Here is a 15,839-nt window from a genome sequence, read left to right on the forward strand (position 1 = left end):
TCATCCATGAATGGAAGGAGGATTACAATTTAAACAGACCACATTCATCACTGGGCAATCTCACACCAAGTGAATTCACCTTAAAAAGAAACTTGAAAAACATGGCCGCTTAACGCCATAAATATCATGACAGATTCTCCAAATTTACTGGAGGGAAGTTTGGGCTCAGGTCAGGCATTATGTGTGGCTGTAAACACTAAAATAGGTGCTGAGGAAGTTATTGAAGCCTTATTCCCACTATTTCTCAAGCATGGGAAACCAGAACATATTCGTTCTGACAATGGACCGGAATTCATTGCTGAGAAACTTCAGGCCTGGCTGCTGAAGGCTGATATTAAGCCCTTACACATCTACCCGGGCAGCCCGTGGGAGAACGGTTACAACAACGCTTCAATGGAACCTTACGTTATGAGGTCTTAAACGCAGAATGGTTCACAACAACAGAACAGGCTAAAATTGTTATCAATAAATGGGTGAAACAATACAACACAATCAGACCGCATCAGGCACTAAACATGAGGCCACCCGTCCCAGAAACTCTTCTAAATAATGGCACATAATATAGGGGCTGGACAAAAAAAGGTATTTAATAGTTCAACATTTGTGTTGAAATGAGTTTCATATAATTTTTAGTTGCATAGTTTCTGTATCAACTTCACTAAAGACTGCTCAAAAACTGGGCGAACTTTGGGATCCGAGTAAACGCTAATGCCCGGGTTTTCAATTGTTCCTGAAAAGGTTAAAACTAGGTACGATCTAACAGCATCAAGAGGATTTTTGATTTTCGACGCATACAACTGTATCTCGCGGACAGAGGCTGTACAAGCCAAGCGAGAAATATGATGCGTTAACGGCAAATCTATTCCATAAAATGGAAACCCATAAACTATTGTGGGAATATTTAGTATGCTGTTCTCCACCGCCACACGACCGGTTTTCGTTGCAAACAAGCAACCGCGCTCACGAATTTTAGATATATGGATCTCTACGGGAACAACATCAATTTCCAACCTTGCTAATTGATTATAAAAAGATTGATTTTTATGTAATCCTTGCAAGTGAAGATGTCCGAATTCTCCAAAAATCTTAATAGCAGGATGTTCGCGGTAATATATTTTTGTATTTGGAAATCTGTTTTTAAGATCAATTAAGACATCAATCTCACCGGGATATTTAGGACATTCAGGAAAACTTGTAGCTTCCGGCACCATGTGACCAACATAGACAATATCATCACTGTTAACATTTTGAACTAAGAATCTTTCTGATCGCCTGTTAATAATTTTTTGGTAGCTTATTTGGGCCCTAATAACACATAGAACCTCCCAGAAACTCAAAAATGGTAGTTTTAGGCAAATTGGCGATTCGGATAACTTGCGTCTCCGTCTATTGCGAATCTTGGCGACTGAAATCCTTAAGTGTAAGTATAGGGCGTATAAAAAATTCCTGTGTAAAAAATGCGAAATGGAGGCAGTACTATCAGCTGGCGTGTAAATACTACTACCTTTTACCTGGGAGATATAGGCATCAATTGAGGACTGAGCATTATAATTAGTTACGCTGACAAAAGAAGTTTTTTCTTTACCCTTAACAACACAACAACGTCCATCAATACTGTTTCCATATAAATAATACAACGGAACATCTAAATAATTTAATGCGATATCCAAACAGTAACTGAACATATGGTGTGGCGCACCTGTTTCCAGTATAGCTAGACTAGGTCGATTATTTTCAATAATTTGTATTAGCAAGATTGTATATTCTAAACACAGTTCTAATGTAGTTGATAATGAGTGTTTCCTACTAACCCAACGGTCAATAAGAGGGTACGCTTCTAAAAGTAGTGTCTTGATTTTTGGAATATCAATTTTAACTTGGGATAGACCAGTTATTTCACGGCCAGAAAGAAGGCTAGAAGAGGATCGTAAATGTACATTTTCTCTTGTTACGCAAACCAAATCAGAAATGCCCGATTTAAGTAAGGTTTCAGCCAGAGAACCATCTGGAGCTGACATTATAAGAGCTGTATTCATAACTCTGACCTTCTTTAGTAAAATTTTGATTATTACTCATTGTGTGACTACAACATTATGGCCAACCCTTGCCAATAGTTATGTACGATACTGATTCTTCCATAGATAATTTGTTGGTTACTTGGAAACCATGGTTAAACTTTCCTTCTTCAACGAGGGGTAATGAGTGCTTAAACTTCCAATCAACTGGGGGTATTTTCTCCCAATGAAGTGGATTTCGGTGTTGGTCCAAAATAAATCCAAGGCTTTGATCATCTAATTCCAGCCATTCACAAAACAGATTGGAATATTGGGTCCCAATAGCTCTATAACTACTTACCATTGAAATAGCTTGGCTTCTGCTAATACGACCATGTCTGATTTCTCTTGAAGCATGATCTGTTACTTTAGAATAGCCATGCTTTAAGAACTTCAGGTGATCATGCAAATCCATGTAATTATAGCAATCAGTATGATCGTAAGCATCGAATGTACGAGGAAAATTTGAGGTTGAATATCCATAAGATTTAATCATTTTCTCATGTTGTGCTTTTGGATCCCATCGAACATAATTCCCCAAATATATTCCTCGAACACCTATCCTCTGTAACTCTGCATCATTTGGATAACGGTATTGCCAGATATCATCTTCACTCAAGGTATCAAAATTTGATATCAGGTCATCCGCCTCCTTACCCATTAGATCGTGCTCTTTTCGATAACGTCGTGTCATCTCCGCTTCGTTTTCGTGCGAAAACATTCCAACTTGCTCTACCCCTTGATGAGCGCCCCAGATAATAAGAGGTATCTGATATCGTACTGCGGTTTGGACTGGGAAAACTGTTTGACCAGCTAAACAAGGCCAATAAACGCTCCCTAGTTCTCTCAACGTTGTACGGGTAATATTCTTGACCGAATTAGGATTAATATTTTGTATTAGTATGTCGCAATCAAACTTGATTCTTAAATTAGCTAAGTTGCGCACACCCAGTGGTGTGTTGAAGTATTTATTATAGGTAACGAGTAAAGGATTCAACCCAAGCTTTTGCTTTACCAAGTGGACAATATAGTAACTATCATTGGCTCCTGTGACTGGAACTATACAGTCGTAACTTCTACCATTAGGAACCCGGTATTGGGAAACTAATTCCTGTAACATCTTCCATCGAACACTCCAATCCAGAGTATCTTTCTCGTCATGGATCCTGCAGCCCGAGCATATTCCATCTTCATCTAATGTTAAACCTAGAGGATGAGACGTAGTATACAGACAGCGGGTACAAGTCTGCATTTGCACATCAATTTGACTTCTATCTAACTGAATCATTTTAAATCTTCTTCAGCATAATAAGCTGGTCTTGTTGGAATATCTGTTATACGTTTCTTGATTGCCTGTATCGCATGTTCCCTATAACTTAAGAAGTTACCTATACCAGCAGCGGCTACGTTGGGGTTCAATAAAGCATTCTGTATTTGCGCTGGCTGAGAGAGACCTCCAAACAGAACCAATTGTTTATCTGGCATTGGAAAAAGCAATGGAATACTACTATCAAAACTACGCAGTTGTCCCTCATTTTTCCAATCAGTCAACATAACCTCAGAAAAACAATTCAATGGCAACCCTGAAAGAGTTGATTCGTCGAGCTTTAACTCTTGATTGCTTATATAATTACGCCAGTAAAGCGATTTAGATTTGCAACAAACCGGCATATTAGCAATGAGAGCTTGAACGCCTAAAGAACCGGATATACTCTCAATTTCTTGGGGTGAATGCCATAACATTGAGTCAATCGAAACACGATCTGCTCCCATATTTACAACACGTACAGCATCCTTTAGATTGCGAATACCACCTGCATAGATTAACGGAGTAGAAATCGACCGCTCTGCAACAAGTGCCAAAACGCCATAATCGGGACCTAATTTCTGCCGACTACGATCTATACATTGTATAAGAATTTCATCAGCACCCCAACGATCCAGGTTTTCGACCAAAAACTCCGGCCTACCGAGAGGCAAATACTGTTTATAGCCAGTAGATTGAACAGCCCAACCGTTCTTAATCGTAACTACACCCAAAATTCTTTTCTTAAGCATCAGTCAAACCTTCTACCAAACTTTTAAGAAGCTTTTTTCCTGCCACTTGACTTTTCTCCGGATGAAATTGGCACCCGACAATATTGCCAATTCTAACAGCGGCAGTGAATTTTTGTTTCCGCTCAAACCTACATATCTGGTACTCATTTGGGGTTACTAAAACATTTGAATGGTTAAAATAAAAATCTTCACCATCACTCGGCGATAACAGTCTTTCGTCTCTTGCCACCTCAATGGTATTCCATCCAATATGGACGAAATTAGGTGCCATTTGAACGACATAACCAGGGACTAAACCAAGGCCAGCGGTATTGCCACCTTCATTAGATCTTTCGGCAAGCAGCTGCATACCAAGGCATAATCCCAGAATTGGCTTACCAGAAGCTGCCAACTGACGGATGCAATCAACCAAACTTGACTTATTAAGTGCGGACATCGCAGCTGGATAAGCGCCTACTCCTGGCAATACCAACATGTCATTTCGAGAAAGCACTTCTGCATCTCTACTCACAACACACTTATGCCCTATTGACCTAAAAGTTTGTTGAATAGAAGCGTGGTTGCCAACACCATAGTCAATTATGGCTATACTTTTACGTATCACAATCCAGTCCCCACCTTAAACTTTCGAGTAATCCGTCCCCTTGAATTGATATCAAATAACTGTTTGTTAAGAGAGCCGTGGACGTTCTCCCAAAACTGCTCAACGCTTATTCCAATATAGTTTGCAAAAGATTCAATATAACTCTCACCGCACGAATCATCATATTGTTCGACTAAACAAATGCCCGCCTCTCTCGTAATGCGACCTAGCCTAATTTCTTCATTAACATAATCAGTTACTCGACCGAAACCAAATTTATAGTATTTAATCATTTGGTTAAGCGTTACCCAGTCTTCGTCCAAGGACGTAATTCCATACAAATCACCAGTGTTTTCGACTGTATCATCACGTATTTTCAAACCTGAAGCCACCGAATACATACCGTTATTTACTAGAGACCAATCGCCTAAAAACCAACCCAAATAAACAATCTGTAGCTGCTGAGCAGTAAATTCATCCGGTGACGGATATCGATAGGGAATAAGGTCCTTCTCAGCAAATCCAGCGTCAATGATCCAATCCATTCCACCTCCGCCCAGGGTATTCATATTGCGCAAGTTATTTCCATCGTATCCAGTCCGCCCCAAAGTATTCAAGTCACCAAGCTGCAAACCAGGATTCTCACCCCATAAAATGAGAGGAATTTTATATTGAATGGCTAACTGAGGAACCGCGCTAAAAAGCGCTAGTTCTGTTGATTTACACCAGTTAGTAAAACGCATAAAACCTTCGCGCATCAAACTTTGCCAAACTTTTGGTGCAGGTGCAGATATCACCACATCAAAACCCAACTCGATCAAATTCGAGATATTGTCTACGCCTCTTTTAGTAACTTGTTGTGGTGGATAAGTCAGGCAAGCAAGAAGTGGATTAAGACCGAGTTTATCTCGGACCCAGAGTGCTTGTCGAGTACTATCTTTACCGCCACTTACACCAATTATGCAATCAAATTTGTTACGAGAGGTTTGTTTAAATTTGGCAGTTAGATCGATAAGAGTTTCGTATCTTTCTTGCCAATCAATTTTTTCGTGATGCTGAAAATAGTCGCATGCCGGACATATTCCCTCCGCAGTAAATATGGTTCCTGGACGTGTATCGGGCTGCAGACAATGGGAACAATAACGCATTATATGGCTCTTCAAATCTTTGACAAGTAGATCAAGTACTCATGCAACAAACAATGAGAACTGTCCTTTGGGGATAACGTAAATCTCGCCACTTGAGTAAATTACCCAAAGCAACATTCTTGGCTTCTTAGTTCGTACCTTCCAAAACATTTCACATCGGCTAACGGCAGATTCAAAAGACTCGATTCCCCAACACCAAAAATCTATGTTTATATTAATCATTTTTCTTAATAAAGAACTATGTCCAAATTATCTAGGACATATTCGACTAATTCATTAATCAAAGCAGATATTCAATTTGGAGAGTTGCTGAACAAGAAACTTCAGTGATCTATGCCACACACTCTTTCAATGGAGTTTAGAACAATAAAATATAGGTAACATAGATAGATAGATTTCTATGTTCTAAGTGATAAAAGAGGTTATACAATGCGACCCATGGGCTCAGTTACTTTCTACTTCATTAATTAATATTGAGCGCCACTTATTTATTGCGGAAGTACATTCAAAGGAAATAATCTGCATGACACCTAAATCAAAAATATTCATCGCGGGTCATAATGGAATGGTTGGGTCCGCTATTTATCGTAAACTTAGAAAATTCGAAGGAACTGAGTTTAAGCTAATTACGCGTTCACGAATTAAACTAGATCTTACCGATCAAGCAAAGGTTAGATCATTTTTTGAAAGTGAAAAACCAGATCAAATTTATCTTGCAGCTGCGAAAGTCGGCGGCATTCATGCTAATGATACCTATCCAGCCGAATTTATTTATCAAAACCTGATGATTCAAAATAATATTATCGAAAGCGCATTTCAGACCGGCGTAAAGAAACTTTTATTCTTGGGTTCTAGTTGCATCTACCCAAAGTTGGCTGCACAACCAATAACAGAAGATGAAATACTAAAAGGCAAATTGGAACCAACAAACGAGCCTTACGCAATTGCAAAAATAGCAGGAATTAAGATGTGTGAGAGTTATAATCGCCAATATGGCTTATCGCATGGTATCGATTATCGCAGTTTAATGCCCACTAATTTATATGGACCTGGTGATAACTACCATCCTGACAATAGTCATGTAATACCGGGCCTCATTCACCGATTTCACACAGCAAAAGTTCAAAAAACTAGAGTCGTTAACGTTTGGGGAAGCGGGAATGTACTTCGAGAATTTTTACACGTCGATGACTTAGCGGATGCAAGCATTTATTTTATGAATATGGATCAGAAAACATACGGATCGAAAGTACATTCCATGCAAAATCACATTAATATCGGAAGTGGGCAAGAATACAGCATAAAAGAACTTGCAATTTTAGTAAGCAAAGTCATCGGTTTTAATGGGGAAATTAGTTTTGATTCTAGTAAGCCTGATGGCTCCCCCCGAAAACTCCTAGACATAAGCTTGGCGGAATGTCTTGGCTGGCGTGCCAATATTGGCCTACAAAATGGGATAAAGAAAACTTACCATTCGTTTCTAGAAGAAAATGGAGTTGCTAAATGAGTAATGTTCAAAAGGTAGCATTGATTACGGGTGTAACCGGGCAAGATGGCTCCTATCTTGCAGAATTTTTGATTGAGAAAGGGTATCTTGTTCACGGTGTAAAACGTAGGTCCTCATTGTTTAACACCCAACGAGTTGATCATCTCTATCAGGATCCACATGTAGATAATAAAAACTTTCACCTTCATTATGGAGATCTAACAGATACGAGTAACCTAACTCGTATAATTCAAGAAACACAACCTGATGAAATCTATAATCTTGCTGCACAAAGTCATGTGGCTGTGAGTTTTGAGAGCCCTGAATATACTGCCGATGTTGATGCTATGGGCACATTACGCATCCTCGAAGCAATTAGAATTCTAGGCCTTGCAGATAAATCCCGTTTTTATCAAGCTTCCACGAGTGAATTGTACGGTTTAGTGCAAGAAACCCCCCAAACGGAGGTCACGCCCTTTTATCCTCGAAGTCCCTACGCAGTTGCGAAACTATACGCTTATTGGATTACAGTGAACTATCGCGAAGCTTATAACATGTATGCATGCAATGGAATCTTATTTAATCATGAGAGTAAGCGACGTGGTGAAACATTTGTTACGCGAAAAATCACTCGAGGTTTGGCAAATATATCGCAGGGTCTCGAAAGCTGTCTCTTCCTTGGAAACCTTGATGCCCTTAGAGACTGGGGGCATGCAAAAGACTATGTACGGATGCAATGGCTTATGCTGCAGCAAGATACACCAGAAGACTTCATTATTGCTTCTGGTGTTCAGTACAGTGTGAGAGAGTTCATAATCTGGTCTGCGGCGGAATTAGGAATAACCCTCAAATTTGAGGGTAAAGGTGTTAATGAAATCGGTATTATAGACACGGTTGATAAAACCGAAGTACCAGGAGTTGAGGTTGGTCAAGTAATCGTACGTGTCGACCCAAGATACTTCAGACCTACTGAAGTTGAAACATTGCTTGGTGACGCTAAAAAGGCCAAAGAAAAACTAAATTGGACTCCTGAGATCACGGCGCAAGATATGTGCAAAGAAATGGTTTATAATGACTTAAATGAGGCCAAGAGAATGGCTTTTCTGAAACAAAACGGCTACGATAAGTAATGCCTGTTAACTTTTTTCAAATTGGATGAAACGAATTCTCAGATAATAATTACTAAGGTCTTGGGGGTAATGGCTGACTATTTAACATTGTTTTTTTGCTCTAGATGTTTTACTTGAAGTTTTAGTTCTATGTACATCGGTGAAATTGCGTCGGCGCTCAGGTTTAGTTGGTTTTCATTCCCGAAAAATAAACACTAATTCCCTTGGATAGATTGATATGGCAGTGCATAAAAAACGCTACAAAGCGGCACCTAGAGATAACACTGCACGTCTTGTCATCAATGCTGCTAATGTACACAATGGCGGCGGCGCTGAGCTGCTAATAGCACTTATTAAGACCAAACCGGATTTCGTCTTTGCCGATCAACGTTTTCAGTTACCCAAAGAGCTTACTCATTTTACAAAAATAAAGTACATAAAACCAAACTTAACGGCCAGATTTAAACATGAATTGTCGTTAAACAAGTTCGTTAACTCAAATGATATAGTGCTCTTTTTCGGAAATCTGCCTCCACTATTTCCAATTAATGCACATAGTGTGGTTTTTGTTCAAAACAGATATCTTATAGACTCCCAATCAATTAATAATTTTGACTTCAAGACAAAACTGCGAATTGTGATAGAGCGACTTTGGCTATATCACAGGCGTAACGCCTGCGGCCTCTATTGTGTTCAAACCCATACAATGGCAAATTTATTGCGGGAAAAATTTAAAAACAAACACATTAATATCCAGATCAAGCCATTTATCGATATCAACAAAAATAAACCCTTAACAGTTCTTAGCGAACAATTGAAAATTGAAAAAAATGGTTTTATATATGCTGCTTCTGGCGAGCCTCATAAAAACCATGATAAGCTTATCAAAGCTTGGGTATTACTTTCTGAAATGGGGTATTTCCCTAAGTTAAAATTAACTTTAGATGAAAATCAATGGCCGAGCCTTTGTTCCTTGATTGAGACAAAGAAAAAACAGTTTGATTTGGACATAGAAAATTTAGGGTTTTTGAAGAAAGATATCCTTTTAGAAGAATATCGGAGAAGTGCAGCACTCATTTATCCTTCCAAATTTGAGTCCTTTGGCATACCGCTTGTAGAAGCAAAAGAAGAAGGCACAGCCATAATAGCACCTGAACTAGATTATGTTCGAGATATCGTTCAACCGATAGAAACATTTGATGCTGATTCTGAGTTGTCTATTGCGCGATCTGTTATGAGATTTATCAGCGACGTTGATGATACCTTAGAAACCGTATCTGTTCAAGATTTTGTAAAAAACCTACGAGATGAGTTTTTAGAAACGTGAAAATTTTAGTTATTAGCCAATACTTCTATCCAGAAGAATTTAGGATAAATGATGTTGTAAAAGGTCTGTCTGAGCGAGGTCACGAGGTTACAGTTTTGACTGGAATGCCAAATTACCCAAAAGGGACATTATTCGATGACTATTCGTGGTGGGGTCCATATTCTGAGATCCTTGATGGAAGCATGATAATTAGAGTTCCGCAAATAACCAGGGGCAAGGGAAATACAATACGACTTGCTTTGAACTATCTCTCCTTTGCTTTAAGCGCATGTTTTTTTGGTATTATGCGTTGTTCCGGCCGCTTTGATATTATCTTCGTTTGTCAACTATCTCCAGCAACTGTCGGGATTCCAGCAAGGTTCATTGCCCGGATCAAAAATGTTCCAATACTTTTTTGGGTGCAAGACTTATGGCCCGAGAGTCTGTCCGCAACCGGCGCTATTAATTCGCCGTTCATTCTTTCCATGGTCAGAAAAATGGTTCAATGGATTTACAAAGGTTGTACGAAAATATTGGTCCAATCTCTTGCATTTGTTAACCCAATAGTTGAAATGGGGGTGCGCAAGGACGACATCGTATTTTTCCCTAATGGAGCTGAAACATTGTTTCAGACAACGAATCCGCCAATTTGGGACGGTCCTTCACTACCAGACGGATTTCACGTTATGTTTGCTGGCAACATTGGCAAAGCCCAATCATTTGAGACAATTCTCACAGCTGCCAAATTGCTGAAAACACACACCCACATTCATTGGATAATCTTAGGTGATGGTCGTGATCGAGACTGGGTATGCAAGCAAATTATTGCGAGAGATTTGCAACAAAATGTGCATATCATGGGGCGCCATCCCGTGAAAGACATGCCTAAATGGTTTGCAAAAGCTGACGTTATGCTAGCTACATTGAGTAAAAAACCAATATTTGCATTAACAGTTCCTGCTAAAATTCAATCATATCTCGCATTTGGAAAGCCAATAATTTCGGCGATAGATGGCGAAACTGCTAATGTAGTCCGCAACTCCGGCGCTGGCTATACAGTAGCATCTGAAGATGCTAAAGCGCTTTCCGAAGCCATTTTGAAAATGTCTTCATTACCCAGATCACAATTGATAGAATTGGGGGATAATGGAAAAAAGTATTTCGCTGAGAATTATGATCGCGAAATGCTATTAGATCGTCTTGAGAATTGGTGCAAACGTGTGCTGGAAAAAGAAATATGATTAGAGTATTAATTTTGGGTGCGAGTGGCACTATTGGAAACACCATGCTCCGTATTTTCTCTGAGCTTCCGGAGTTTAATGTTTGCGGCACGGCCAGATCTCCAGAAATTAAATCGTATTTCACGACGGAAATTGCAGATAAGTTAATTTTTAATGTCGATGCACAAAATTTCAATACTATCATGCAGGTTGTAACGGAATTTAAGCCAGATTTCCTAGTTAACTGTATCGGACTGGTTAAACAAATTGCATATTCCAACGATCCAACCTTGGTTATGCCTGTAAATGCTATTTTTCCACACCAGCTTGCTAAACTATGCAAGCTTAGCGACTCTAAATTAATTCATTTCAGCACAGATTGCGTTTTTAGCGGCAGAAAAGGAAATTATATTGAAACTGACCCAATGGATATAAATGATCTTTATGGAATGTCTAAGTTTATTGGGGAAGTCAATTCTCAACATACTCTTACTCTTCGAACATCATTTATTGGGCATGAATTAGCAACAAAACACGAGTTAGTTGAGTGGTTTCTCTCGCAAGAAGGAACAGTAAAAGGCTTTAAAAATGCAATATATTCTGGATTACCAACAGTTTTTTTAGCAAGTTTAGTTCGTGATATTATACTCAAACACCCAGACCTCAATGGCCTTTATCATGTTGCATCAAATCCAATTAGTAAATTTGATCTACTTACATTAATAGCGAACATTTATGATAAAGATATACAGATCATCCCTGATCATGCCATAGAAATTGACCGATCGTTGAACGCTCAAAGACTTAAAAACGTGATGGGGTATACTATACCAAATTGGCATGAACTAATTAAACAAATGCATAGTTATAGATAGAGAGAATATGTTTGCTAATAGCACAATTATGATCACTGGTGGTACCGGCTCTTTTGGTAATGCGCTCGTCAAGCGCCTCTTGAAAGGGGGTGTCGGTGAAATACGCATATTCAGTAGGGATGAAAAAAAACAAGATGATATGCGTAAAAAATTCAACAATCCAACTTTGAAATTTTACCTCGGCGATGTACGCGATTATCATAGTATATACGAAGTAATGTCCGGAGTGGATTATGTATTCCATGCCGCCGCTTTAAAACAGGTTCCATCTTGTGAGTTTTATCCAATGGAAGCAGTCAAGACCAATATTGAGGGCACTGAAAATGTTTTAAATGCTGCCGTAACCCGTAATGCAAAAAACGTAGTCGTGTTAAGCACGGACAAGGCTGTCTATCCAATCAACGCAATGGGTATATCTAAAGCGATGGCTGAGAAAATCATGGTAGCTAAATCCAGGATCAGGCAACCTGGCGAAACAACTTTATGTGCAACTAGATACGGAAACGTTATGGCTTCACGCGGATCAGTCATTCCACTGTTTTTAGAGCAATTGCAATCAGGTTCTCCTTTAACCGTAACTGATGCTGACATGACTCGTTTTTTAATGTCTCTAGAGGATTCAGTAAACCTAGTATTACATGCCTTTGAACATGGAAGACAGGGGGATATATTTGTTCAGAAAGCACCTGCATCTACTGTCGGTGATCTTGCTCATGCAATGAATGAATTATTTAATACATCTTCGAAGTTAAAAATTATCGGAACGCGCCATGGTGAGAAATTATATGAATCATTGCTGTCTCGCGAAGAAATGGGCAAAGCAGAAGATATGGAGCGTTACTTTCGAGTTCCAATGGACGCAAGAAACCTAAATTATGACAAGTATTTTGTTAAAGGAGAGAAAACAATCTCTCTTTCTAGTGATTACACGTCACACAACACAGAACGTTTGGACGTAAATCAAATAAAGAGTTTATTGTTAAGTCTAGATATAATTCAAGAGGCTTTGAATGCTTAAAGTAATGACTATAGTCGGCACTCGACCTGAGTTGATTAAGATGTGTCGCGTAATTGCCGAGTTTGATCAACAGTTTGAACATATCTTGGTTCATACGGGGCAAAATTATGACTTTGAACTTAACCAAGTATTTTTTGATGAACTTGGAATCAGAAAACCAGATTATTTTTTAGGTGCAGCGGGAGATACGGCATCGCAGACAATCGCTCAGGTAATTTCCAAATCTGATAAAATAATGGCAATCGAAAAGCCCGATGCTGTGATGATTTATGGCGATACAAATTCTGGTATTGCAGTAATATCAGCAAAACGCCACAAGATACCTATTTTTCACATGGAAGCGGGCAATCGATGCTTTGATCAACGTGTTCCAGAAGAACTCAATCGCAAAATTATCGACCATTTATCAGATATCAATTTGGTACTCACCGAACATGCCCGACGCTACCTGTTGGCTGAGGGAATAAAACCCGAAACTATTATTAAAACTGGCTCTCATATGAGGGAGGTTTTGGATTATTTTCTTCCCCATATAAAAGCTTCGGATATTCTTTCTAAACTTAACCTTCATAAGCATAAATACATGCTGGTTAGCGCCCATAGGGAAGAAAACGTAGACTCGCCACAAGCCCTATCTGACCTACTTGAAACCCTAAATTCACTTGCAGATAAATTCAATATGCAGATAATTGTTTCAACCCATCCCCGAACACGAAAACGTTTGGAAGAATTAACTCACGATAATATTGACGAGCGGGTTCACTTTTTAAAACCTTTTGGTTTCTTTGACTATAATAACTTACAAATAAATGCCTATTGTACGCTATCCGATAGCGGCACAATTACTGAGGAGGCTTCACTATTGGGTCTGCCAGCAGTTACAATTCGCAACGCTCATGAAAGGCCTGAAGGCATGGATGTTGGCACTCTAATTATGAGCGGCCTCAAAAAGGAGAATGTTTTGCAGGCGGTTGCTATGGTTATCGAACAACATAACCGAGAAGGCGCCTACCCGGTACCGGTATTGGATTATGAATCTCATTTTGTATCAAGACAATTATCACGGGTTGTGATGAGCTATGTTAACTACATCAATAGAACCGTTTGGAAAATTGAAAGTTAGCATCCTATTCATTATTGAGTGTCCTGTGAAGGGATACAAGGGTAATCTCTAGATAGCATCTGCTAAAATGCATTAGGATTTGAATGAAACAATTCTCCTTATACAATTTGCTTCAACGTCTTGGAAAGCACATTCATCTTCGTAGACGTAAACAATTGTTTGGACTGGTTGCCCTTATGTTTATTTCGGGTTTTGCTGAGGTTATTAGTATTGGTGCAGTCTTACCTTTTCTGGGCGCCCTTACTGCGCCGGATATTGTTTATTCTTATCCAATTATTCAACCACTTATATCAGGGTTGAGCCTCCAGTCTCCTGATGAATTAGCGCTTCCGCTTACAATTATATTTGCATTAGTCACACTTTCCGCCGGACTATTTCGATTACTGTTTATTTGGTACCAAACTCGACTAGGTCATGCTGTAGGGGCTGATCTAAGTAGAGAGATTTACAGTCGTACCCTGTATCAACCATATTCTGTACATGTCTTACGAAATAGTAGCGATGTAATATCCGGTATAATCAATAAAGCAAACGGTGTTGTAAATGGAGTTTTAATACCGCTTTTAGTTGCGATAAATGCAGTATTCATGATTCTAATTATATTATTCACATTATTATTTATGCAACCCAAACTAACCTTAATACTTTTTGGCGTTCTAGGAATGGTGTATGTTTTTGTCACTTTAATTGTCAGGAGAAAACTTGAGCAGGATAGCATTAGTATTAGTATCGAATCCAACAAAGTTGTTAAAGTTTTACAAGAAGGATTAGGCGGTATTCGTGATGTTCTTATTGACGGCACACAGTCAAAATACTGCGATGTATATCAAGTGGCTGACCGACGAATGCGAAAGGCAACCGCAAGTGTGCAAATAATAAGTAATTGCCCACGGCACATCATTGAAGCATTTGGTATGATTATTCTAGCTGTCATCGCATATACTTATGTTTCTAATGCAAATGAATTAACAACAGTGATTCCTACGCTTAGCGTTATGGTGATCGGTGCGCAAAGACTCCTTCCAGTTCTTCAACAAATCTATTCTAGCCTTGCTTTTTTCAAAGCAGGGCAACAACCACTTCTTGATGTTGTTACCTTACTTGAACAGCCTGAGCCTTCTTATCTAACCACTCAATTGATCAATGATATCTCTTTCAAAAATTCAATTCAGTTAAATAAAATCAAATTTCGGTATACGACCAAAACGCCTTGGGTTTTAAAGGGTCTCAATCTTGAAATAACCAAGGGAACAAAAGTTGGAATTATTGGTGAGACTGGTAGCGGTAAAAGTTCCTTGATAGACATCATTATGGGATTACTACAACCAAGCGAAGGTAATTTTTTAATAGATGGAAAAATAGTGAATGAAGAAAATAGTCGTTCTTGGCAAAGAAAAATTGCACATGTACCGCAAACCATATTTTTAACTGATGCCAGCATAGCAGAAAATATTGCCTTAGGCGTTAAACCTGAAGAGATCGATATGGCACTGGTTAGAGAGTGTGCTGAACGAGCGCAACTTGCTAGCACAATTGAACATATGGCAATGAATTATGAAGAACATGTTGGTGAGCGTGGAATACGACTATCTGGCGGTCAACGACAACGCATTGGCATAGCGCGCGCGCTATATAAGCAAGCAGAAGTTCTAGTATTTGATGAAGCTACTAGCGCACTCGATAACAACACTGAAAGTATAGTCATGGATGCTATCAATAACTTAGATGATGATCTTACTATTATCATGGTAGCTCATCGATTATCTACATTAAGCCTCTGTGAGGTGATCATCGAACTATCTGATGGTAAGGTCGGGAAAATAGGTACCTACAAAGAGCTTATTGCATAAAATGTTGAA

General features: G+C 39.0%; 16 protein-coding genes. 11 read left to right on the forward strand and 5 right to left on the reverse strand.

The annotated features are described in order from the left end of the window. The 3 genes from AB2J24_RS18805 to AB2J24_RS18815 form a co-directional block, all read left to right on the forward strand. A partial coding sequence (locus tag AB2J24_RS18805; RefSeq protein WP_420883673.1) for an integrase core domain-containing protein occupies positions 1-113 on the forward strand: 113 nt, incomplete at its 5' end. 13 nt (positions 114-126) lie between these two features. Continuing rightward, complete coding sequence (locus AB2J24_RS18810; RefSeq protein ID WP_367386635.1) at positions 127-420, forward strand: DDE-type integrase/transposase/recombinase; 294 nt, start codon at positions 127-129, stop codon at positions 418-420. Continuing rightward, a complete protein-coding gene (locus AB2J24_RS18815; protein WP_367386636.1) occupies positions 366-560 on the forward strand; it encodes an integrase core domain-containing protein in 195 nt (64 codons plus the stop codon). Before AB2J24_RS18810 ends, AB2J24_RS18815 begins: the two co-directional genes overlap by 55 nt. A gap of 69 nt (positions 561-629) precedes the next feature. Here the strand turns inward: AB2J24_RS18815 and AB2J24_RS18820 are convergent, their stop codons facing one another. The 5 genes from AB2J24_RS18820 to AB2J24_RS18840 are packed head-to-tail and all read right to left on the reverse strand — an operon-like array spanning position 630 to position 5,843. Further along, the gene (locus AB2J24_RS18820; RefSeq protein WP_367386637.1) at positions 630-2,036 is read right to left on the reverse strand and encodes a hypothetical protein; all 1,407 of its coding nucleotides are present in this window, start codon (positions 2,034-2,036) and stop codon (positions 630-632) included. 55 nt (positions 2,037-2,091) lie between these two features. After that, on the reverse strand, positions 2,092-3,342 hold the full coding sequence (locus AB2J24_RS18825) for an N-acetyl sugar amidotransferase (RefSeq protein WP_367386638.1): 1,251 nt from the start codon (positions 3,340-3,342) through the stop codon (positions 2,092-2,094). After that, positions 3,339-4,112: a HisA/HisF-related TIM barrel protein gene (locus AB2J24_RS18830; RefSeq protein ID WP_367386639.1), complete on the reverse strand. Its 774-nt coding sequence runs from the start codon at positions 4,110-4,112 to the stop codon at positions 3,339-3,341. Before AB2J24_RS18830 ends, AB2J24_RS18825 begins: the two co-directional genes overlap by 4 nt. Further along, positions 4,105-4,716, reverse strand: coding sequence for an imidazole glycerol phosphate synthase subunit HisH (gene hisH, locus AB2J24_RS18835; protein ID WP_367386640.1), 612 nt, complete (start codon positions 4,714-4,716; stop codon positions 4,105-4,107). Before hisH ends, AB2J24_RS18830 begins: the two co-directional genes overlap by 8 nt. Continuing rightward, positions 4,713-5,843: an N-acetyl sugar amidotransferase gene (locus AB2J24_RS18840; RefSeq protein WP_367386641.1), complete on the reverse strand. Its 1,131-nt coding sequence runs from the start codon at positions 5,841-5,843 to the stop codon at positions 4,713-4,715. Before AB2J24_RS18840 ends, hisH begins: the two co-directional genes overlap by 4 nt. A gap of 523 nt (positions 5,844-6,366) precedes the next feature. Here AB2J24_RS18840 and AB2J24_RS18845 point away from each other — a divergent pair. From AB2J24_RS18845 to AB2J24_RS18880, 8 genes are all read left to right on the forward strand, one after another. Further along, on the forward strand, positions 6,367-7,350 hold the full coding sequence (locus AB2J24_RS18845; protein ID WP_367386642.1) for a GDP-L-fucose synthase family protein: 984 nt from the start codon (positions 6,367-6,369) through the stop codon (positions 7,348-7,350). After that, positions 7,347-8,459: a GDP-mannose 4,6-dehydratase gene (gmd, locus tag AB2J24_RS18850; RefSeq protein WP_367386643.1), complete on the forward strand. Its 1,113-nt coding sequence runs from the start codon at positions 7,347-7,349 to the stop codon at positions 8,457-8,459. The genes AB2J24_RS18845 and gmd overlap by 4 nt, the downstream gene beginning before the upstream one ends. A gap of 217 nt (positions 8,460-8,676) precedes the next feature. After that, the gene (locus tag AB2J24_RS18855; RefSeq protein WP_367386644.1) at positions 8,677-9,765 is read left to right on the forward strand and encodes a glycosyltransferase; all 1,089 of its coding nucleotides are present in this window, start codon (positions 8,677-8,679) and stop codon (positions 9,763-9,765) included. Then, complete coding sequence (locus AB2J24_RS18860) at positions 9,762-10,985, forward strand: glycosyltransferase family 4 protein (protein ID WP_367386645.1); 1,224 nt, start codon at positions 9,762-9,764, stop codon at positions 10,983-10,985. The genes AB2J24_RS18855 and AB2J24_RS18860 overlap by 4 nt, the downstream gene beginning before the upstream one ends. After that, on the forward strand, positions 10,982-11,839 hold the full coding sequence (locus AB2J24_RS18865) for a dTDP-4-dehydrorhamnose reductase family protein (protein WP_367386646.1): 858 nt from the start codon (positions 10,982-10,984) through the stop codon (positions 11,837-11,839). The genes AB2J24_RS18860 and AB2J24_RS18865 overlap by 4 nt, the downstream gene beginning before the upstream one ends. A 7-nt stretch (positions 11,840-11,846) precedes the next feature. Further along, a complete protein-coding gene (locus AB2J24_RS18870) occupies positions 11,847-12,857 on the forward strand; it encodes a polysaccharide biosynthesis protein (RefSeq protein WP_367386647.1) in 1,011 nt (336 codons plus the stop codon). After that, on the forward strand, positions 12,850-13,980 hold the full coding sequence (gene wecB / locus AB2J24_RS18875; protein WP_367386648.1) for a non-hydrolyzing UDP-N-acetylglucosamine 2-epimerase: 1,131 nt from the start codon (positions 12,850-12,852) through the stop codon (positions 13,978-13,980). The genes AB2J24_RS18870 and wecB overlap by 8 nt, the downstream gene beginning before the upstream one ends. Before the next feature lie 176 nt (positions 13,981-14,156). After that, positions 14,157-15,830 carry an ABC transporter ATP-binding protein gene (locus tag AB2J24_RS18880; RefSeq protein ID WP_367386649.1) on the forward strand — a complete coding sequence of 558 codons (1,674 nt, stop codon included), beginning with the start codon at positions 14,157-14,159 and terminating at the stop codon, positions 15,828-15,830. The last annotated feature ends 9 nt before the right edge of the window (positions 15,831-15,839 follow it).

The sequence above is a fragment of the Lentilitoribacter sp. EG35 genome (assembly GCF_040784015.1).
GTDB lineage: Bacteria > Pseudomonadota > Alphaproteobacteria > Rhizobiales > Rhizobiaceae > Lentilitoribacter.